The organism is Roseibium sp. MMSF_3247, from assembly GCF_030733765.1.
Classification (GTDB): domain Bacteria; phylum Pseudomonadota; class Alphaproteobacteria; order Rhizobiales; family Stappiaceae; genus Roseibium.
Genome location: NZ_JASHII010000008.1, coordinates 79,143 through 97,870, shown reverse-complemented (window position 1 = coordinate 97,870; position 18,728 = coordinate 79,143). Strand labels below are relative to the sequence as shown.

Here is an 18,728-nt window from a genome sequence, read left to right as displayed (position 1 = left end):
ACATGGCCAGCACTTATTCTTATGAAAAAGTCGACTATTCCGCAGCCATGAACCTGGAGCCTGTGGCGGCCGCGGACTGGTTGATCGTGGCACCGGTTCTGGTTTCGCTGATAGGCGGTGCCGTCTGCCTGATGATGCGCAAGAACACAGACGCCCAACCGAAACTGGCGATGCTTTTCCTGGCGCTTCTCGTCTTGGTCAACTTCGGGCTTTTGATCCGTGTTTTAGATCAAGGTGTCATCACCATGGTGATGGGTGGCTGGTTGCCGCCGTTCGGGATTGCCTTCACCGTTGATGCGCTTGGTGCCACGCTGTCGCTGATTGCTTCGATTGTTGCCTTTTGCGCCGGTCTTTATGGAATTGTGACAGTTGGGGCTACGGGGCGCAGATACGGGTTTTATCCGTTTCTTGTCTTGCTCATGGCCGGGGTGTGCGGCGCGTTTTTGACCGGGGACATCTTCAACCTCTATGTTTGGTTCGAAGTATTGCTGATCTCGTCCTACGGCATGTTGGTTCTCGGCAATGAAAAGCCCCAGTTGGACGGCGCCGTCAAATACGGCGTTTTGAATCTCATCGGCACGAACTTTTTCCTGATCGGAACCGGCATGATTTACGGCGTGTTCGGCACGCTGAACATGGCGGACATTGCGATCAAGATATCTGAGCTCGACAGCCCGGCGTCCGGAACGCTTCTTACCATCGCAGTGCTTTATTTCCTGGCGTTTGCAATGAAGGCGGCAGCTTTCCCGGTCAACTTCTGGCTCCCCGCGTCCTATCACACGCCAAACATTGTGGTGTCTGCAGTGTTTGCCGGACTTCTGACCAAGGTTGGTGTCTATGCGCTGTTGCGGATTTTCGTGCTGATCATGCCGGGATCCCGCGAAGCACTCGCAGACCTCTTTGCCCTGGTGGCGATCCTCACGCTCATGACCGGCGCTTTCGGCGCCTTGGCGCAAAGTGAGCTGCGACGTTTGCTCGGTTATCTTGTGATTGCCGGGATTGGCTCCATGCTGGCGGGCATTGCAGTGGGGACCACCCTCGCGCTGTCGGGAGCGATCTTCTATGCGGTTCATTCGATCATCGTGATGACAGCGTTGTATATGGCCAGCGGGATCGTGAACATGATGTCGGGCACCTACGATCTACGTCAGCTGGGTGGGCTCTATCAAAGGAACGTTGCCTTTGCGGCCGTTTTCCTGGTGCTTGCCTTCGCTGTTTCGGGACTGCCGCCCTTCTCTGGTTTCTGGCCGAAGGTCTTGTTGGTCGATGCTGCGTTCGCCGATGGCAGGGCCTTGCTTGGTGCCGCCATTCTGCTCAGTGGCTTCTTGACGACCATCGCGATGGGCCGTGTGTGGATTTACGCGTTCTGGCGAGGCGGACCGGAAGGGACGCCTGACGGCGAGAGTGTGGGGCCGGGGGCGGCGGCTGCAGCTGCAGCTGTTGGCGGAGGGGCTGCGGGACTGGCGGGGCCAGCCGTTTGGCTTCCGCTTGGCATCTTAACGGCAATGATTGTCTATTTCGGTTTGCAGCCAGAGTGGATGCTTGAACTCTCAACACGCGGAGCTGTTGGTCTGGTCGAACCGCGCGGCTACCTGCGCTCTGTCTTCGGGGGGCTGTGATGACAAGCCTATTCTTGATCAATATCCTTATGGCGCTGGCTTGGGCGGCTGTGACGGGGAGTTTCAGTGAGATCAATCTGGCCCTTGGCTTCGTGCTCGGAACAGCTGCTCTCTACCTTATCCGCGAACAGGTCGGGACCACGGCCTACTTCAGCCGTGTTGGCAAGGCATTTAATCTGGCGGCAACCTTCGTTTACGAGTTGGTATTGTCCGCCTGGCGGGTGGCGACCATCGTTGTGCGTCCGAAGATCGAGCTGCAGCCCGGTTTCATTGCCTATCCATTGACGGTGGACCGTGATTTTGAAATCACCATGCTGGCGAATCTGATCACCCTGACGCCAGGTACTCTGTCGGTGGATGTCTCTGCAGACCGCAAGACGCTTTATGTTCATTGTATCGATGTACCGGATCCGCAAGCCACGATTGACGACATCAAGAACGGCTTTGAACGCAAGATCCTGGAGGTGTTCAGATGAGCTCTCTCGACGCTTTTGCAGATGCGTATCTCGCCTGGGCCGTTAAGGCATCGCTCGGGATCCTTAGCATCTCATTCCTGATCATTGTCTACCGGATCGTGAAGGGGCCAAGCTTGCCGGATCGCGTGGTTGCCCTTGATATGCTGGTCGCGGTTGGCATTGGGTTCATTGCTGCGGTCGGCCTTCTGACCGGCTATTACCTTTATATCGATATCGCAATCACACTTGGCCTGGTCGGGTTTCTGGCAACCGTTGCCTTCGCCCGCTTCATCTTGAACCGGGGTGCGGCAGGGGATGCCACGATCATGGATGAGGTCAAAGATAGTATTAGGCGGCGGGAGGCAGGCCAATGAGCGCGGTTGTTACGATCCTCGCCGGGACCATGCTCGTCATCGGCGCCTTGTTTGCTCTGGTTGCATCCATTGGCATAGTTCGGTTGAAAGACGTTTACATGCGCACGCATGCGGCTTCAAAAGCTGGAACGCTTGGCTCAGGTCTCATGCTCATCGCTCTTGCGGTCTATGCAGCGGACTTGGCTGTTGCAACACGCGCTTTGGCCGGTGTCATATTCTTTCTTTTGACTGCCCCGATTTCGGCGCATCTGCTTGCTAAGGCTGCTTATGAAGCAGGATACCGTCCTTGCGCGGATACGAAAGAAGACGCCATGGCCGAGGTTTTTCCGCAAAAAGACTGATTTGAAACCGGTTGTGACTGCCGAAGCGCAGCAGTCATGACCTTGCGGTAATACTTTTGATTAGGTGTGGATCAATGATCCGTAGAATGATCATTATTTCCGAGACCTAGTTTTTTATTGCATCCATTAGACTTTTATTTGAGAGCGGGGCTTGTCTGTGCAAGCCTTGGTCTATATAAGGCTGTCAACAACGCCTGCAAAGTAGAGTCTTTGTCGATTCTCGCCATTGTAAGTATCCCTATTCTTATGTTTGCTTACGGAGTTTGGACTTGCAGGTAATCATAGCCGCAGTTTTGAATTTCAGTAGAGAACAGGTGTGAGATGACTGATAATCTGGTTGAAGCCAATTTGATTGACCTTACTGCAGATATTGTTTCAGCATATGTCAGCAACAATACCGTTGCTTCCACAGAACTTCCGGGCCTGATCAACGAAGTGTATGGCGCGCTTCAGAAAACAGCAGCAGCCTCAAACGAGCCGGAGCCGGAGCCGCTTAAGCCCGCAGTGCCTGTGAAGAAGTCCGTCATGCCAGATTTCATCATCTGTCTTGAAGACGGCAAGAAGTTCAAGTCGCTCAAGCGTCATCTGCGCACCCATTACAACATGACGCCGGAAGAGTATCGCGAGAAGTGGGATCTGGCGCCGGACTATCCGATGGTCGCTCCGAACTACGCTGCCGCGCGGTCTGAACTTGCGAAGAAGATGGGCCTCGGCCAACAGCGCAAGCGCGCGAAGTAATTGATCCGTCTACTAACCGGATAATCGAAAGGCCGCTTTTGAGCGGCCTTTTTTGTGTCTGACCGGCCGCCGAGACCAGATGTCTTGAGACCCAGCATGCCCGACAGCGGGTTCAATCGGCCTCTCGGTCGCAGCTTTCTATCTTGCATTAAGGTTGTATATGAACTTATCCACGCCTCTGAATTGTGAGTCTAGACTGTAGGAATATAAGCCTATCTCGGTAGTGCGGGCGAATATTTCCTAATGTTCACGACAGGAGGTGCGAATATGTTCAATGACAGGGGAGGGACAATACACGACCACTACAGACCTTTGCGAGCAAGACCACTTTGCTTGCTAGAGCAGAACAGGCTGGAGGCCCATTTGCATCTTGCAGAGGGGTATGTATCCCGCGCGTTCTGCATCAAGCCCATGGATATTTTTACCCATAACCGCGGTCCCAAGCATGTTTCTGGTGCGCGGCAACTGATGATGTATCTCGCGCATGTTGAATTCGGTTTGTCACTTGCGATGGTTGGGCGCCGCTATTTCAGAGATCGTTCCACAGCTTCCCACGCCTGCAAGAAAATAGAGATCATGAGGGATGATCCCTTTTTTGATGAGTTGGTCAGTGAGATTGAGGCACTGATCACATTGCGCCGCGATCCGCTCTTCGGCGCCAGCGTCTGGGGGTCGTAATGACATTCCTTTCAGCCAACAGTACCGATCGGCGCGCGCGAGTTCGTCTTTTGCGCTGTTTGTCGTCCAAAGGATCGGAGGTTATCCGGGACTGTTCCAGCGGGCAGTCACAATGGAAATTGGTCCGTGACTCCAAAACGAAATCAACATGTTGGAGTGATCGACTGATAGAGGAGGCACTTTCGGCTGGCGTTCTGAAAAGAGTGGAACAGAGCGTCTGCCGGATCAGTCCGGAGGGGCGTGCAGCGCTCCGTCGCGCCTTGAGTGGATCTGCGGACATAGCCGATCAACATCGCGAAATACGATCTGTGCCCTGTGATGGTGATGTGGCCAATGAAATTGGAAAGCGACCAACAACTACAAAGGTCAATCTTTCGGAAAGTCCGCTCGCCCGTTTGGCGGCACGAAAGAAGAAGAATGGCCAGCCGCTTTTGAAGCCGGAAGAGGTCCGGGCGGGGGAGCGGTTGCGCGCCGACTTTACCTTCGCGTCGATGATGCCAACGGTCGGGCAGGGCTGGCGCACCGAGCGGCTCACTACCAGCTCTAGAGGGAGTGGCCTAAAAGATTTGAATAACGATGTGCTGTCCGCACGCCAGCGTGTGGAAACTGTTCTTGAGAGCCTGGAGCCGGTTCTGGCGGGTGTTCTAGTGGACGTGTGTTGTCATCTGAAGGGCCTTGAAAAAATCGAGGCAGAGCGCGGATGGCCTGCAAGGTGCGCGAAAATCATCCTGCAAATTGCGCTGTCCGCTTTGGCAGACCGATATGGAGAACGTACGCAAGCCCCGTCACGGCCGTCTGACATTCGAAGCTGGTCATCCGCACCGTGAGAGCGCGGATGACACCACGAACTTAGGCTGCGGCCAAGGCAGCCTCTGCGTCGGTCCGGATCCGGCCAACCATGGACCTGAGGCCATTTGAACGTTGTGGAGTGAGATGCTCCTGCAGGTCGAGTTGATTGAAAACGCCTTCAACGTCGGTTTTCAAAATGTCCTCAGCGGTCTTGCCGGAAAAGACTGCTGTTACGATTGCTACAAGTCCTTGTACGATGAGGGCATCGCTGTCACCGCGGAACGTCAGCACAGGGGCGCCTTCAGCGTTCTTTTCGATCCCTGTAATCAGCCAGACCTGCGAAACACAGCCGCGGACCTTATGTTCTTCGCTGCGCTCGGCATCGGTCAGCGGCGGAAGATCCTTGCCCAGATCGATGAGGTATTTGTAGCGGTCTTCCCAATCATCCAGAAACTCGAATGTTTCCAGAATGTCATCGAGTGTCGTTGTCATGGCATCCGTCTTTTGTGGTCGCTTTGAGCTCCATATAGCTCGCAGAACCCAATCTGCCTATCCTGGCGTCGGGGTTTTATTGGGATCGGATGTTTGTAGAGCGCGTGAAAACAAAGAAACGCCGCAGACGAAATGGGCAGCTGTTCGTCTGCGGCGTAGCGGAAAAACCGCTGAAGTGAAGCCGTCTGATGCAATGCAACGAATTTGCATTGCCTTCGCGGGGCGCAATCAACCGTTCATTTGGTCCTGAAGGTCTCAGGATCTGGGAACGGTTTTAACTCAGGTCTTATGACCTGAGCGGGGTTTGGGCCTGGGCGTTGGCCCAATATCAGATTCCTGGATCTGAGTGGTTTCGGTCACACCATCGGCAGTCTGTGCACCAGCGGTGCTGGTTTGATCAGAAGTCGGCTGGACGTTTGTGAACCCGGTGATCACAGTTTCGGACGGATCAGCGTCAGCGATTTGTGTGTCCAGATACTCATAGACGATTCGGGCGCCGTCACGAGCGCGGCTGCCGATCGCTGTCAGAGCATTTCCGCCGGTTTCGCATGCCTGCGGATTGCGATCACAAAATCCGCCAATATCAGACATGGTTGCCTGCGCGGCGATAAATGCCGAGACCGGATTAATTGGTTCTACTGGAGTGCTTTCGGTCTCAGACCCGATCGGGATAAGGACCAAAACCAAAGTCAGCCAGAAGGCGGTTCTCAAGAGAAAGAACATTGCTGCTACCCATAGTTCTTTGCATGTCAGGTGCGCCGTTTTTGTTGGTGGCGCACTCGTTATGGGGTCGTTGTAACACTGACTTCAGAACACCCGGTTGAGCTGACGGATCCAATTTTCATAAAATAAAACATGCATTTAAGTCGAACTTTCTGAGAATTTGATTCAAATTTGAATGAACTTCGAGCAACGGACTGAAAACAAAGAGAAAAGTGCATTTTTGAGAGAAAAGAGATTTATCCTTTAACGTTCCTTAAGCGGTGCCGGCGAAAATAACACCAACAGGTTGGCGAGGCCCGATTCTCGCGCGCGTATCGGTAGTGTATTGTGAGTAACCATCTGAAATATCTGCAAAACGCCTGGACGACTTGGGCGAGCCGCATTGACGGGATGATTCACCCTGAAGCTGTCTCGGATCCTTTGGCCGGGCCACTGCACAGATCATTCCTGGTTGGCTGCTTTTTTTCTGGTGCGGTGGCACTTTTCGTGTTGCCGCTACATCTTGCCCTGGCGGGCGCACCGCACTCTGCAGCGGTACTGATGCTGGCCTGGATGTTGGGCCAATGGCCATTGGCCTTGTACCTGTCCCGGTCCGGTAATCTGGAACGCGCCATAACCATCTCTTCGGCTCTGTTTGCGGCTTTCGCGGGTGTGATTTGCGCATTGACCGGCGGAGCCCAGTCCTTTGCTGTCATCTGGTTGCTCATTCCCTGCGTTGAAGCTGCTTTTGCCGGGCAAAGACGTACCGCGTTGATCACCACCGGGTTTTGCGCAGCGGTTTATGCCGGTCTGTTTTTCTTGCCGGTCCAAGGCTCCATTGGGTTCAGTTTGCCTGCAGCACTTGATCCCGTCGCGACGCTTGGCGCGATCTTTTACGCAGGACTGCTCGCCTGTCGTTTGATTTCAGACCGGAGCCGAACCAGGGTGCTGATCAAAAGTGCGACCGAAGATTTCCAAATGATGGGGCAGGCGGTGTCGGGCGTTGTTTGCGAAGTGCAGTCGAATGGAGACATGCGTCTCCTTGGCGGTCCTGCACGCCGGCTTTTCGGGCCTGCATTTGCATCCAGCGGCCCCGATTGGATCTTTGCACGGCTTCATGTCACTGACCGGCCCGTTTACCTGACCCGGCTTTCTGAAGCCCGGCATGATGGCCTTGCCTCCGAACTGGTTCTTCGGGTGCGCACGGTTCACGAACACATGGAAGAAAACGGCGCGCCGAACTTTACAGCGATGACGGTCAGACTGATCCCGGCGCAGGCGTTTCGGGCAGGTGCACGTGACCAAACTGAAACGCAGCCGGTCCTTGTGGCGATTGATCCTGTGACATCAGAAACCGGCGGCGGTGCACCGGTAGAGATCGCGGATAACGTTGAGCAATTGCCGGAGTCCATGCCAGAAGTATCCATTGAGAACATCCCAGCGCAGGCAGCACGAGCGAAGTCGGCATAGGCAGGGCATGGCAAAACGAAAACAACAAAACAAAAAGCCGGAGCCACCGGAAACCATGATGAGCCGGGCTGGCAATGTCGCCCGGGACAATCCTGTCGCTGCCGGCGGGACTGTTGTCATGGGTTTGACCGCCTGTTTGATCGTGGCAAATGCCCTCGGGCTGCAACCCGGCCGCCATCCAGCGCCTTACTACACAACCCGCGACTGGCCGGATACCGCGCCTGAGCCTCTGGCAGAGGCGGAGGGTGGTGTCACAGTTCAGGAAATCTCGACGCTCGTCCTCGATCTGCAGAATTCCCTGCGGAAGGCGGGTCTTTATGAAGGCCCATTGGACGGGATCAATGGGCCCGCAACGGAACGTGCAATCCGCGCATTTGAACGCAAAGCTGGGCGGGTTGAGACCGGTGAAGCAAGCGAGAGCCTTCTCGCTTTGATCTGGCTTCATGGGACCGATCCGGCGGCACTCAACGCGCCACCAGTCCCCAGAGCTAAACCGGTAACGTCCGGCACACAGCGGCAGAACACCCAGGAAGAGGCGGCAACCGGGGTCGATTCTGATCCACGTTTGAAGAAGATTCAGCATGCGTTGTCGGAACTTGGCTACGGTCCGTTGACGGTAGATGGACTGATGGGCACCAATACAGCGGCGGCCTTGAAGCGGTTTGAACTCGATCGTGGATTGCCGATCACGGGGGAGGCCAATCCCCAAACGCTCGAACGTCTCGAAATGGTCAGCGGTCAACGCTTTGATGGATAGGCACTTTGCCTTTTCAGTAGCGTATGTGGTCAGTCAGGAAGGGTTGGATGCGCGTCACGTCTGAGCTTTTCGTCAGTGCGCTGGTGCGCCGGATTTTTTCTGAAAATGGATTTGCAGCCGTCACCCGAAAGGGCAATGCGGAAGCCGGAGCGATCTTGATTGTTGTCGATCGGCTCGACGGCACATTCGACTTGTATTCGCCAGCACCACAGTCGTTTTTCGATGATGATTCCGGACAAGGCGACGGCGGCCGGTTGTTTGAAAAGACGTTAGAGGCGGCCGCGCGAGAGGCTGTTGATAAAGGGTTGGAAAGCGAAGCCCGGATGGATCCGGACTTCTGGGTCGTTGATATCGAGGCCGAGGCAGGAAACGTGGAATTGCCTACCGCGGAACCTGAGCAATCGCGGAACCCTGCCGATGACTTCTTCCGGCTCTAGATCCGCTTAGCCCAACTTAGCCGATCCCCCGGCGCACACGCTGCGCGCTTGTCGTTCCGCTGCTGATACGGTGAGATCGGGCATCTCTGGACGGCCGGCTTGCGTCCTCGAATTGTCCAACGTGCCGCGGAGTTTTTTCACCGGTGCCGTCGATATCTGCCGAGTTCGCAGAGGTGCCAAAAAGAGTCCAAGAACTGGTCAGCACATTTGCGGCACCTGTGCTGAGGTTACGATGCAGGAACAAAAGCTTCCGGATTTCTTCAACGGCCATGTGCTCACCCAGCAACCGGACAAGGATCGTTGTAGTCCTTGGCCGGTCGAGGCCCAGGGATTTGAGAGCAATGACAAGTGCCTCGCCCTGGCCCTCCTGTAAAAACATGTCACTGACCGAGCTTGGCAAACCCAGACCTTGGCCAAGGCTATCGGTAAAGCGGTTTCGCTTTTGCAGCAGTGCAGCTTTCAAAAGTGCGCCATGAAGGCGGAGGCGGGCGGTGTCTATTGCAGGAATGCTTGCATGCGCAGGCGCCTGTGCGGATCTGATCACGCTCATCGTTTCAGCTGCGGCGATCGCCTTTGCACGCAAGGAGGCTGGCAAGACAAGAAACTGACTGATCAGATTTTCCGTGTTCAACGCCTGACGCTTGGATAACTCTTCACCAAGTTCGGCAATCAGGTCGGCTCGCTTGCTCAAGCGTTCATTCAGGTGTTGGTCCAGCGTCAGGTCTTTCCGGTCGATCAGCAGCCGAATGGTTTGCGCATCGGCCGTCTCACACAGTGCGGCCAGAATCGGGCGCGGTAGATGGGATCGTCCGGCAAGTGCCTTGCGGGCAGCTTCGGACCCTTCTTTGGCGATCTCCACAAGTACGTCCACAGAAACCTTGGTGCTGTGCCGCAAAATGGGGAAAGCGGAGAGATCGTCTTTGTCTTTTGCCAGAAGGTCGATAAGCGCATCCGGTGCTTCCGGATAAGTCACCAGCATGTTGGCGATCTGGCGCCGGTCACGAACGGATGTCGCCGGTAACAGGTTTTTCGCCAGCTCCAGAAAAACACGTTTTTCTTCAGCGTTATGTCCGGTTCTGCCTGTGAAAAGCTCGACCGCGGAGAGCAAGATCCCGCTGTCCGATGGCGGAGCGGAGGGCTTTCTAATCGTTGAATTGAAGGTCTGCACAGCTTGTTCGAACCGTTTTCTGGTGGGCAGCCCACCTGACTAAAAACACTAATTAACGGCGGATAAGTCCACGACCGTTCCTTCAAATTGAACCAAAACCGTTAGCATCTTGTTAACCTGAACGCCGTCTTAATTGAGTTGCAGGTAGTATTGCGTCGCCCGTTGACCGTTTCCGCTGCCCATCGCTCCAGCGGGAACCAGAACCGAAGGAGGAGACGATGGGCACATTGTTAGATTTCGCTTCCGCACCTCGCCCGACAGCGCGCGTTGACCCCCGTTCAACACCGCAACGATCGACGAACCCGGAAGAGTTTGGGCAAGTTATCCTCTTCCCAGGTGTCCGTTACGAGCACCACGACCTTGATCTTGCCGCACGAATCGCGACCATCGGAAAAGCTGCTGGACCTGCTGGGTCCGACAAGGACTGACGGTTCGAACCCCTCCAGCTGCAGGCAACAAGCATTACGCATGCGGTTTGGAGAAACGCCCCATGGGCACGAGGAACTCGGTTGGAAAAAGGCATGTGCATACACAAGGGTGTTGCCGCGCCTCTGTTTCCGTTCTGGCTCGGTCAGGCGTAACTGTTTCCATACTGGCGTTGCTTCTGGCCGGGTGTGTTCGGCCTACAGGTGATTTCGACCGCGCAAGGCCGTCGGTCATTCACGACAGTGTCATGCCGGCGATCGGCGAAGGCGCGGCGCGCATGCGCGAAGACCCTGTCTCCAAATTCAATTACACAAACGATGAGAAGCTGCTGCGGGACCGTGGCTGGACACTGATCCGTCCGCCATGGACGAAAGACTGGATCGGCGGCACCATGGCCGAACTCGCCCGAACCCGTGTCATTCCCGAGACGGAAGGTCGTATCCCACCTGATCTTTATTACCATTACCTCCGGTCAGACAAATTCCGGTCCTCAGACGCAAGATTTGACAAGATTGCATCTGATGCCAGCGGAGATGCGGATCTGGTGATGCCGTTTTGTGAGGTTGCTCTGAGAGTGCGCAAGGCCGACGATGAGCGCTTGCGTGTTCTTCAGAACAAACCGCTCACGACGGAAGAAATGTATGAAGGTGCAAAAGCCCGGGTTTGGGAAAACCGGGTCATGATCAAATGGGTGGGACAGGCTCTGCGCTACCGCATCAAGGCCTATAAAAACGCTTTGGATGCCCTTGAGATCGAAACGCCAAGCCGTGACCGGCAATGGAAGGTCAACACCGCGATCCGGGAGCTGGAAGGACAGGTGCTTCTGGCCGAGTCCGAATGCCAGACTGAAAACCGGTATGGCACTGAAGAGCCGGTTCGCCGCTCACGGATTTACAAGGGTTGGGGCAATGAGCGCCCGCCACCGCAAAAATAACGCGGCTTGGCCTGTATTGCCGGTAGCGTTCCCCGTCGACTGTGACTTTAGCCTTTGACCGGCCCAAACTGGTCAACCGAGAACGTCGCAGCTTGCGATGCTCATGGCGTTTTCGATCGTTTCGGCTTGTGTGGGATGGGAAACGTAGGCGCGCAGAAGGGCAATTCCGCTGATCGTTTCTGTTTCAATGACAATCAGGTCTTCTAAGTTGGCTGGCGGGTTCTGGCGCAGGATGGACAGCTGTTCTGATGTGATCAGAAGCATGGAGAGCCTGTCAGCGCCGGCGGTGCGGTTATTGAGGCTGTAGACCGTCTCGCCAGCCTGATTGAACACTCCGATAGACCAGAAAGATGCTGGAATTCCAGCATCGAAAAAGACCGGGCCGGCCGATAGCTGGAACCGGCAAATCGCATGTTTCATGGCCGGATCAAGACCGGGTAGGGCTTCTTCCCCGGGTCTGACATCCGGCAACAGGTTGAACTGCCTGTCAGGACCGTAAGTCAGGGCGTCATCATAAGCGCTGTGCTGCACATTCTGCGGGATGGTGAGCACAACAAGGATATGAATGACCGCTGCGAGGCAAAGCACAGCCAGCGCACCGGCAGTCAGGGTGAAGCGGGGCGACAGGGTCATGGGCAGCTGATCCTGTCGATGTCCGGAACGCTCACACCGTCGAGCGCTGCTCCTGTGGTGACCGGAGCATCATAAAGCCGCAGGACGAAACGAAGTCCGCTGCCCGGCGCGGGGGTGGTGGGCAGGGGGAGCCAGTTGCCCGATTTGATCTGCGCGCTTGCTGTGATTTCAAATGAGCCATCGCCGCGCCGCAAAAGGTTCTGGCTGTCGAGATGATTGCGTCCCGGCATCGTTTGCTGAAGCCGGCCATGTCCGTCAACAGCCGTCAGGGTCCAAAGCCGTGCGGTCGGGGTGCGTCCGGCAATGCGGTAGCTGCAGGCCGGGTCGAGCGCTTGTCCGCTGCTGTCTGTGCGGGCTGTCAGTGACAAGCCTTCACCGGAAGCGAGCGGGATGTAGCCACCCCGGGTGTAGATAGCGACGGAATAGGGGTCGGCCTCCGGGGTGCCCGCTGTGGGATACGCTTTCCACGCACCGACCGAAATTGAATCAAGCGGTTCTTCGCGTTCGATCAGAATATAAGCCGAACTGACCCCGATCAGTGCGCTGAGAATGATAATTGAGGTGAGAAAGACCAGGGTTCTGAGCGGGTGCGGCCGCTCTGGCCGAATGGCGCGCGGAAGGACTTCCTTGTGCCAGCCGCTTTCAACATGGCCTGAAGCGTGTCGCATGGTCTGCTGCTTCATTGCGCAGCCGCATATTCGGTGTCGCCATCGTCGGGCACTGCCGCCTGGTCCCGGGACTGGGTGAGTTCCCGCAGATCCGATCCGATATCAAGTAGAAGCCGCTGTGTCCGTCGGCTGAGGACCCTGGGCTGGACGGCCGCCGCGTCGGCTGCGGCGACCAGCGGACGGGCCGGTTGGGCAAGCCGAGGCAGCGTGTCGGCTTCAACGCCGGGCATGGCCACAAGCTCAATCCCGTTGTGGGCATATGCCATGAACCGTTGCCATGCCATGGCAGGGAGGCTGCCACCGGTGACGCGCCGGGTGGATGTGAAATCGTCGTTCCCAAACCAGACAGCACCGGTGAAGTTGCCCGTGTAACCAACGAACCAGGCATCGCGATAAGCATTTGTGGTGCCGGTTTTTCCGGCTGCGACGACGCCGTCAATCCGGGCCCGGCGGCCAGTTCCAGCCTCGACCACGTTGACCAGGATGTCGTTCATCTCGTGGACTTTTTCTTCCGGGAAGATTCTCTGGGGTTCTGGCTCATCAACCTCCCGCTGATAGAGGATTTCGCCGTCGCTGTTGGTGACTTCCAGGATCGCGTAGCCCTTGGCTTTGTATCCGCCATTTGCAAAGACCGAATAGGACGAGGCCATGTCGATGACCGTAACTTCTGAGGAGCCGATGGGAAGGGAAACAGAGTTTTCCAATTCGTGCGTCAGGCCCATTGCGTAGGCGGTTTCGATGATCTTTTCGCGGCCAAAATTCTGCGCGAGCCGGATCGGAATGGTGTTGATGGATTTCGTCAGTGCCAGCTTCAAGGTGACAGCACCCCGGTAGCTGCGGGTATAGTTGCGCGGGCACCAGTTGCCCAAACAGAATGGCCGGTCAGGAACAATGGAGCTCGACGAAAAGCCGTTCATGAACGCGGTCATGTAAACGAACGGCTTGAACGAGGAACCGGGCTGGCGCAGGGCGTTGACAGCCCTGTTGAATTGGCTCTCGCCATAAGACCGGCCGCCAACTATCGCAACGACCGCGCCATCCGGAACCATTGCCACCAATGCAGCTGAGTTGGCGTCCCGGAGCTTGGCATTTTCCCTGAGGACTGACTCGACCGCCTGGTCAGCCTGGCGCTGGAGTGCGGGGTCCAACGTGGTTCGGACCGTGACGATCCTATCGCGGGCCATGGCCGGTTTCCGCCGGGCCAGTTTCTTGACCTCATCCAGCGCCCAGTCGAGGAAGTATTCTGGCAACTGCTCTTGAGAGCGGTCGACAGCAAGGGCCGGATTGCGTCTTGCGCCGATCACCTGGCCTTCCGTTAGAAGGTCGGCCTGCACCATGTTGGTCAGGACCTCGTTTGCCCGGGCACGCGCAGCCGGCAAATTGATGTGCGGCGCGTATTTGGTCGGGGCCTTGTAGAGCCCTGCAAGCATGGCACTTTCGGCCAGTGTCAGCTCGCGAACGTTCTTGTTGAAATAGAACTCAGCCGCTGCGGTTACTCCAAAAACACCGCCGCCCATGTAGGCGCGGTCGAGATAGAGCTTCAGGATTTCCTGCTTGGACAGGTTCGCCTCTAGCCAAAGCGCGAGATAGGCTTCCTTGATCTTGCGGCTGAGACTGCGCTCGTTGGACAGAAACAGGTTTTTGGCAAGCTGCTGTGTCAGCGTTGAGCCGCCCTGAACAACCCCGCCAGCACGCGCGTTTTCCACCATCGCCCGGAACGTTCCGACAAAATCGATGCCGAAATGCATGAAGAAGCGGCGGTCTTCCGTTGCAAGTGTCGCCTTCACGAGAGAGTCTGGGATTTCTTCCAAAGGGACGCTGTCGTTCAAAACGATACCGCGCCGGCCGATTTCCTGGCCAAAGCGGTCGAGGAAAGTGACGGCAAAGTCGTCGGTCGTCTTCCAGTCCGCATAGCGGGTTGCTTCGATGGCCGGCTGCGCGAAGGCCAGAACGACAACAAAACCGATTGTTCCGTAAGTCAGGCCGTCGGATGTGACCTCGGAGAGCCCGCGCCAGATCCCTTTTGCGCGAAATCTGCGCAAAAACCCATCATAGGCTTCCCAGCTTCGGCGGATGATCGACCAGGACCGCCAGAGGCCTGTATCGACCATGGAGTCGATCGAAAGCAGAAAGCGCCGGATCCGTTGTCCGATACCGGGCCGCGGCTGGTCATTGCCTTCTTTTGTGTCTGGATCGGATGCCAAGCTTGCAGAATCTCCGCGCATCAACAGCTTCTTCAACGTAACCCGTTTTTACTACAGTGAAAACTGAAGACAACGGCGGAAATGCTTCGGGAATGGGATAAATCTTATTTGATTTGGCATCGTCGGGGCGCTTCAAACCTATCATTGTTGCTGGCCGACCGTATGCATGATAGGCGCACGGATTAAATCAAGAGCGCGCAGGAGAGAGCAACCCAATGGGGCCTGGCAATTCGGTGAATAAGGACGGTGAGCTTCCATTCTGGAAAACAAAGTCGCTCGAAGAGATGACCAACGCTGAATGGGAATCCCTCTGCGATGGTTGCGCCCGGTGTTGCCTCAACAAACTGGAAGACTGGGATACAGGCGATATTGTCTGGACCGATGTTGCCTGCACCCTTCTGGATGGTACGTCTTGCCGCTGCAAAGATTACGAAAACCGCGCTGCGACCGTTCCGGATTGCATTCAACTCACACCGTCTGAAGTGAACACGCTGACTTGGCTTCCGCCGACTTGCGGATACCGCCTCGTGCGCGAAGGCGCAGATCTTTACTGGTGGCATCCGCTCGTGTCCGGCGATCCAGAAACCGTGCACCAAGCGGGGGTATCCGTCCAAAACCGCACCGTGTCCGAAGATGGAATGGAACTGGAAGAGTATGAAAACCACGTTGTGACATGGCCCGGAGAAATGCCGGAGGCTGAATAAGCCTCTTTAAGGCCTCACCAGAAAAGCTTCTACATGCCGTTCGAGGCGGGATTGCAATTCTTTTAGATCCGTCAGCTGATGCGACCGGAAAATGATTGCTCCGTGAATGACGAAGGCGACCAAACCGTCGAGCATTTCTTGAGGTGAACGATCTGTTCTAAGTTTTGGACTGATTTCGTCGGACGATTGCCAAAACCCTAGAAATTGCAGCAACTTCTCATCAAGTGCATCGAGCTGTTCGATAAATTCGGGAGCGCAATGCCCCTTGGTTGCGCCGATGTTTTCCAGAAACACGCGCAGCATGGTCTGGCTCTCGGTGATGACGGCGATAAGCGCCATCATTCGGCTCACCAGTCCCCCAACCGGATCTACAAGGTCTTGAGTCGAAAGCTTTTCGTTCTTGTCGGCGGCTTCCCGGAGTTTCTGTAACTCGCCCAACAGCAGATAGGAGAGAAGGCCATCCATATCGCCGAAATGAGCGAATATGGTGCCTTTGGCGACGCCTGCCTCTCGAGCGATCGCCTCTGCGGTCATCTCTTCCAAGGTTTTCTTTTTGGACAGGTGCGCTGCCGCCTCCAGGATCCGGGCGCGGGTGAGGGCGGTGCGTGCTTGGGGCTTCCGGGGTTTGGTTTCTATCGCCATGACATCTTCTAAAAATGACCGCGGTCAATTTATTGCTTGACCTCGTACCATACTTGCGGCAATTAATGACCGTGGTCAATTTTTATGAGCCAGTGCGTTTTACCGACCGGTTTTGGAGTTTCAATTATGGCGAAGAAAATACTCGTGCTGGATGGCCATCCGGCGAAGGACAGTTTTTGCGGTGCGCTTGCCGACACCTATGCCAATGCTGCCAAGAAGTCCGGGCATGACGTGCGCATTGTGCATCTCGCAGATATGTCTTTTGATCCGGATCTGGGGTCAGCGTCCTTCAAGACAGTCAAACCACTGGAGGCCGATCTTGAAGATTTCTGGGCCAGCCTGGAATGGTGTGACCATTTCGTTCTGGCACATCCGCTTTGGTGGGGAGGAATGCCAGCCAAATTGAAAGGGCTGATTGACCGGGTTTTCTTGCCAGGCAAAACGTTTCGATACGTTTCGGGCAAGGCTTTGCCGGAAAAACTGATGGCTGGCCGGACCTCTGAGGTATTGGTCACCTCTGATACACCGGGCTGGTTTTTCAGGCTTGTTTACGGTCAGGGCATCAAGAAGCAGACCAAGATGCAAATCCTAGATTTCTGCGGGCTTAAAATGAAGAACTACTCCTGGTTCGCCCAAATCCAGGGATCAACGGACGAAGCACGGGCCAAGATGATCCGTAGAGCTGCGCAGCTCGGGGCAGCAATCTGAAGCATTGTCCGCAGCCGTTGCGGTGGCTGCTCAAACGTCTGCTAAACGACAAGACCGGCGGCGCTGCGTGCGCACCGGTCTTTCTTTAGCCTCTAAAACTCAGACTTAGAAGACTGTCGAGATACCGTCGCACCGGCTTTCCCGGACGCAGCTAAGCAAAGATCTGGGATCTGGAGGCCGCTTTTCCATTTAGAAATGCACGCGTTTTGGCTGACAGGCACCGGCTCAGGGCCGGTGCGGCACAGGGGGATTTTCTTCTAAACGTTAGTCACAAAACGAGTCTAGTCGCCCTTTTTCTGGGCCTCAGGAGAGTTCTGATACCGCTTCTGCTCTTGGGCAAACACCACATAATACTTGTAGATGTTGCCGACATACCGAACCGGTTCTTGGCTGATGCGTCTACCGACGATCCACTCGACATTTCCGAACCATAAATTCGGGTCATAGCCTTGTTTTTCTGCCTCCGCCCGCAGCTTTTTGAAGCGGCTCGGACCTGCATTGTAGGCGGCGAGGGCGAAGAAAGTCTGGTTTGCCGGATCATGCTCCAGGTCTGCGAAGTATTGGTCGGCCAGATACCGCAGGTACTTCACACCGGCATGCACATTCGTATCAGCGTCCTTCTCAACCCCTTTGATGTTGATGGGGGATCCTGCTGCGGTCGTCGGCTTGATCTGCATGACACCGACAGCGCCGGCGTTGCTTCGAGCGGTCTGTTTGAACTGGCTTTCCTGATAGGCCTGCGCAGCGATCAGAAGCCAATCGATATCGAACTGCTGGCCATATTTTTCAAACACTGCGGCCAGTTTGTCGAATTGCTCCCGGCGTTTCTCATCATTGAGATCTTTGAGATAATCCGTTTCCTTGAGGTACCGTTTCAGGATGATGTTTCCAAGGAGCGTTCCCTTTTCGACAGTCTTGGCAAAGGCGTTCATCTCTTTGAGCAAATCAGGAGCTTTCGGGCGGACGGCAAACGCAACTTGCGCATCTGTGCGCACGGCTGCGTCCGGATGGATTTTCAGTCCGTCGACGATCTGCATCCAGAAGTCTGCCTTATGTTCGTCAATGATGATCATTGGAACGCCACCAGCTTTCACCAGATCGATCAGGTCTTCGTCCTCTAGCTTGTCATCTGCTGGAACAATCTTGACCGGGGCTTTTCCATCGGCGTCCAGCTTCTTGTTCAAGGCAAGAAGGCTGTCGTGATAACTCGATGAGGATCGGACGTAGATTTCTTTTCCGGACAGGGCCTCAGGTGAGGTCAGGTCGTCGATACCAGCTGCCGTCAGCGGCACTTCCCGCACACCCGTAAACAACGGCGAGGAAAACTCGACGAGTTTTTGGCGCTCAGGTGTGATTGTGAGATTGCCGAGCGCTATATCGCCGCGCCCTTCGGCCAGATCGGTGAAGAGGGTTGCGCGCGGTGTCGGCATCATCACAATTTGACCTTCCCGAACCTTCTTGCCGTGTTTCTTCTCCAGAAACTTGCCAAGTTCTGTTGTCATATCGACGGCTGTGCCGCGTTGAACGCCGTTATCGATGAAATAGAAGGTCTTCGAAAACGGGACGAGAACGCGGAGATAGCCGCGTTCTGCTATTTCATCAAAGTCACCGGTAAAGGGCTCGCGCAGGATCTGCTCGAGCTCATCTGAAAGCCGGGTCTCCATCGCGTTGGGCGATGCTGGCACGAGAAAAAGTGCCAGCATCGCTAATGCAATCACCGACCCTAAACGTTGAAAGCTGAACCCGTTTATCATGGCGCTCCCCAGATGTACCGTTAGGGAACTCAATC

22 protein-coding genes are annotated in these 18,728 nt (G+C 55.7%); 14 read left to right on the top strand and 8 right to left on the bottom strand.

What is annotated here, in order from left to right; genetic code table 11:
- Window positions 1-2: 2 nt before the first annotated feature.
- The 7 genes from RBB44_RS22265 to RBB44_RS22235 all read left to right on the top strand — a co-directional run bounded on the left by RBB44_RS22265 (window position 3) and on the right by RBB44_RS22235 (window position 5,032).
- Window positions 3-1,619, top strand: a complete 1,617-nt coding sequence (locus tag RBB44_RS22265) for a Na+/H+ antiporter subunit D (protein ID WP_306150030.1) — start codon at window positions 3-5, stop codon at window positions 1,617-1,619.
- Complete coding sequence (locus RBB44_RS22260) at window positions 1,619-2,095, top strand: Na+/H+ antiporter subunit E (protein ID WP_040450782.1); 477 nt, start codon at window positions 1,619-1,621, stop codon at window positions 2,093-2,095. Before RBB44_RS22265 ends, RBB44_RS22260 begins: the two co-directional genes overlap by 1 nt.
- Window positions 2,092-2,448, top strand: coding sequence for a cation:proton antiporter (locus tag RBB44_RS22255; RefSeq protein ID WP_008196590.1), 357 nt, complete (start codon window positions 2,092-2,094; stop codon window positions 2,446-2,448). Before RBB44_RS22260 ends, RBB44_RS22255 begins: the two co-directional genes overlap by 4 nt.
- On the top strand, window positions 2,445-2,789 hold the full coding sequence (mnhG, locus tag RBB44_RS22250) for a monovalent cation/H(+) antiporter subunit G (protein ID WP_008192167.1): 345 nt from the start codon (window positions 2,445-2,447) through the stop codon (window positions 2,787-2,789). Before RBB44_RS22255 ends, mnhG begins: the two co-directional genes overlap by 4 nt.
- A 321-nt stretch (window positions 2,790-3,110) precedes the next feature.
- Entirely contained in the window at window positions 3,111-3,527 is a 417-nt protein-coding gene (locus tag RBB44_RS22245; protein WP_008190661.1) for a MucR family transcriptional regulator, read from the top strand.
- Window positions 3,528-3,890: 363 nt separating this feature from the next.
- Window positions 3,891-4,205: a helix-turn-helix domain-containing protein gene (locus RBB44_RS22240; RefSeq protein WP_306150029.1), complete on the top strand. Its 315-nt coding sequence runs from the start codon at window positions 3,891-3,893 to the stop codon at window positions 4,203-4,205.
- A gap of 203 nt (window positions 4,206-4,408) precedes the next feature.
- Window positions 4,409-5,032 carry a DUF6456 domain-containing protein gene (locus tag RBB44_RS22235; RefSeq protein WP_306150028.1) on the top strand — a complete coding sequence of 208 codons (624 nt, stop codon included), beginning with the start codon at window positions 4,409-4,411 and terminating at the stop codon, window positions 5,030-5,032.
- A gap of 22 nt (window positions 5,033-5,054) precedes the next feature.
- On the opposite strand, the gene RBB44_RS22230 is transcribed toward RBB44_RS22235, so the two are convergent.
- Together RBB44_RS22230 and RBB44_RS22225 are read right to left on the bottom strand one after the other, a co-directional pair.
- Window positions 5,055-5,486: a SufE family protein gene (locus tag RBB44_RS22230; RefSeq protein WP_306150027.1), complete on the bottom strand. Its 432-nt coding sequence runs from the start codon at window positions 5,484-5,486 to the stop codon at window positions 5,055-5,057.
- Window positions 5,487-5,765: 279 nt separating this feature from the next.
- On the bottom strand, window positions 5,766-6,209 hold the full coding sequence (locus RBB44_RS22225; protein ID WP_306150026.1) for a DUF5330 domain-containing protein: 444 nt from the start codon (window positions 6,207-6,209) through the stop codon (window positions 5,766-5,768).
- A 327-nt stretch (window positions 6,210-6,536) separates the two neighbouring features.
- On the opposite strand from RBB44_RS22225, the gene RBB44_RS22220 reads away from it, so the two are divergent.
- From RBB44_RS22220 to RBB44_RS22210, 3 genes are read left to right on the top strand one after another with little or no spacing between them, the layout of a single operon-like run.
- Complete coding sequence (locus tag RBB44_RS22220; RefSeq protein ID WP_306150025.1) at window positions 6,537-7,658, top strand: hypothetical protein; 1,122 nt, start codon at window positions 6,537-6,539, stop codon at window positions 7,656-7,658.
- Between the two features lie 55 nt (window positions 7,659-7,713).
- On the top strand, window positions 7,714-8,415 hold the full coding sequence (locus RBB44_RS22215) for a peptidoglycan-binding protein (protein WP_306150024.1): 702 nt from the start codon (window positions 7,714-7,716) through the stop codon (window positions 8,413-8,415).
- Window positions 8,416-8,462: 47 nt separating this feature from the next.
- Window positions 8,463-8,852, top strand: a complete 390-nt coding sequence (locus tag RBB44_RS22210) for a DUF1491 family protein (RefSeq protein ID WP_306150023.1) — start codon at window positions 8,463-8,465, stop codon at window positions 8,850-8,852.
- A gap of 16 nt (window positions 8,853-8,868) precedes the next feature.
- Here the strand turns inward: RBB44_RS22210 and RBB44_RS22205 are convergent, their stop codons facing one another.
- The gene (locus RBB44_RS22205; protein ID WP_306150022.1) at window positions 8,869-9,960 is read right to left on the bottom strand and encodes a DUF2336 domain-containing protein; all 1,092 of its coding nucleotides are present in this window, start codon (window positions 9,958-9,960) and stop codon (window positions 8,869-8,871) included.
- Between the two features lie 278 nt (window positions 9,961-10,238).
- On the opposite strand from RBB44_RS22205, the gene RBB44_RS22200 reads away from it, so the two are divergent.
- Together RBB44_RS22200 and RBB44_RS22195 are read left to right on the top strand one after the other, a co-directional pair.
- Window positions 10,239-10,448 carry a hypothetical protein gene (locus RBB44_RS22200; RefSeq protein WP_306150021.1) on the top strand — a complete coding sequence of 70 codons (210 nt, stop codon included), beginning with the start codon at window positions 10,239-10,241 and terminating at the stop codon, window positions 10,446-10,448.
- Window positions 10,449-10,510: 62 nt separating this feature from the next.
- Window positions 10,511-11,380 (top strand): hypothetical protein, encoded by an 870-nt coding sequence (locus RBB44_RS22195; protein ID WP_306150020.1) that lies wholly within the window; start codon window positions 10,511-10,513, stop codon window positions 11,378-11,380.
- A 72-nt stretch (window positions 11,381-11,452) separates the two neighbouring features.
- Here the strand turns inward: RBB44_RS22195 and RBB44_RS22190 are convergent, their stop codons facing one another.
- Genes RBB44_RS22190 through RBB44_RS22180 form a run of 3 tightly spaced genes read right to left on the bottom strand, consistent with a single transcriptional unit; the run spans window position 11,453 to window position 14,792 of the window.
- Window positions 11,453-12,013 (bottom strand): DUF1254 domain-containing protein, encoded by a 561-nt coding sequence (locus RBB44_RS22190; protein WP_209178481.1) that lies wholly within the window; start codon window positions 12,011-12,013, stop codon window positions 11,453-11,455.
- A complete protein-coding gene (locus tag RBB44_RS22185; protein ID WP_306150019.1) occupies window positions 12,010-12,681 on the bottom strand; it encodes a DUF1214 domain-containing protein in 672 nt (223 codons plus the stop codon). Before RBB44_RS22185 ends, RBB44_RS22190 begins: the two co-directional genes overlap by 4 nt.
- An 11-nt stretch (window positions 12,682-12,692) precedes the next feature.
- Complete coding sequence (locus RBB44_RS22180; RefSeq protein ID WP_306150147.1) at window positions 12,693-14,792, bottom strand: transglycosylase domain-containing protein; 2,100 nt, start codon at window positions 14,790-14,792, stop codon at window positions 12,693-12,695.
- A 308-nt stretch (window positions 14,793-15,100) separates the two neighbouring features.
- Between RBB44_RS22180 and RBB44_RS22175 the strand changes: the two genes are divergently transcribed.
- A complete protein-coding gene (locus RBB44_RS22175; RefSeq protein ID WP_306150018.1) occupies window positions 15,101-15,589 on the top strand; it encodes a YcgN family cysteine cluster protein in 489 nt (162 codons plus the stop codon).
- Between the two features lie 6 nt (window positions 15,590-15,595).
- Here the strand turns inward: RBB44_RS22175 and RBB44_RS22170 are convergent, their stop codons facing one another.
- A complete protein-coding gene (locus tag RBB44_RS22170) occupies window positions 15,596-16,231 on the bottom strand; it encodes a TetR/AcrR family transcriptional regulator (protein ID WP_306150017.1) in 636 nt (211 codons plus the stop codon).
- A 126-nt stretch (window positions 16,232-16,357) separates the two neighbouring features.
- Between RBB44_RS22170 and RBB44_RS22165 the strand changes: the two genes are divergently transcribed.
- A complete protein-coding gene (locus RBB44_RS22165; protein ID WP_306150016.1) occupies window positions 16,358-16,939 on the top strand; it encodes an NAD(P)H-dependent oxidoreductase in 582 nt (193 codons plus the stop codon).
- Window positions 16,940-17,220: 281 nt separating this feature from the next.
- Here RBB44_RS22165 and RBB44_RS22160 read toward each other — a convergent pair whose 3' ends face one another.
- Window positions 17,221-18,693 carry a transglycosylase SLT domain-containing protein gene (locus RBB44_RS22160; RefSeq protein WP_306150015.1) on the bottom strand — a complete coding sequence of 491 codons (1,473 nt, stop codon included), beginning with the start codon at window positions 18,691-18,693 and terminating at the stop codon, window positions 17,221-17,223.
- Window positions 18,694-18,728: the final 35 nt, after the last annotated feature.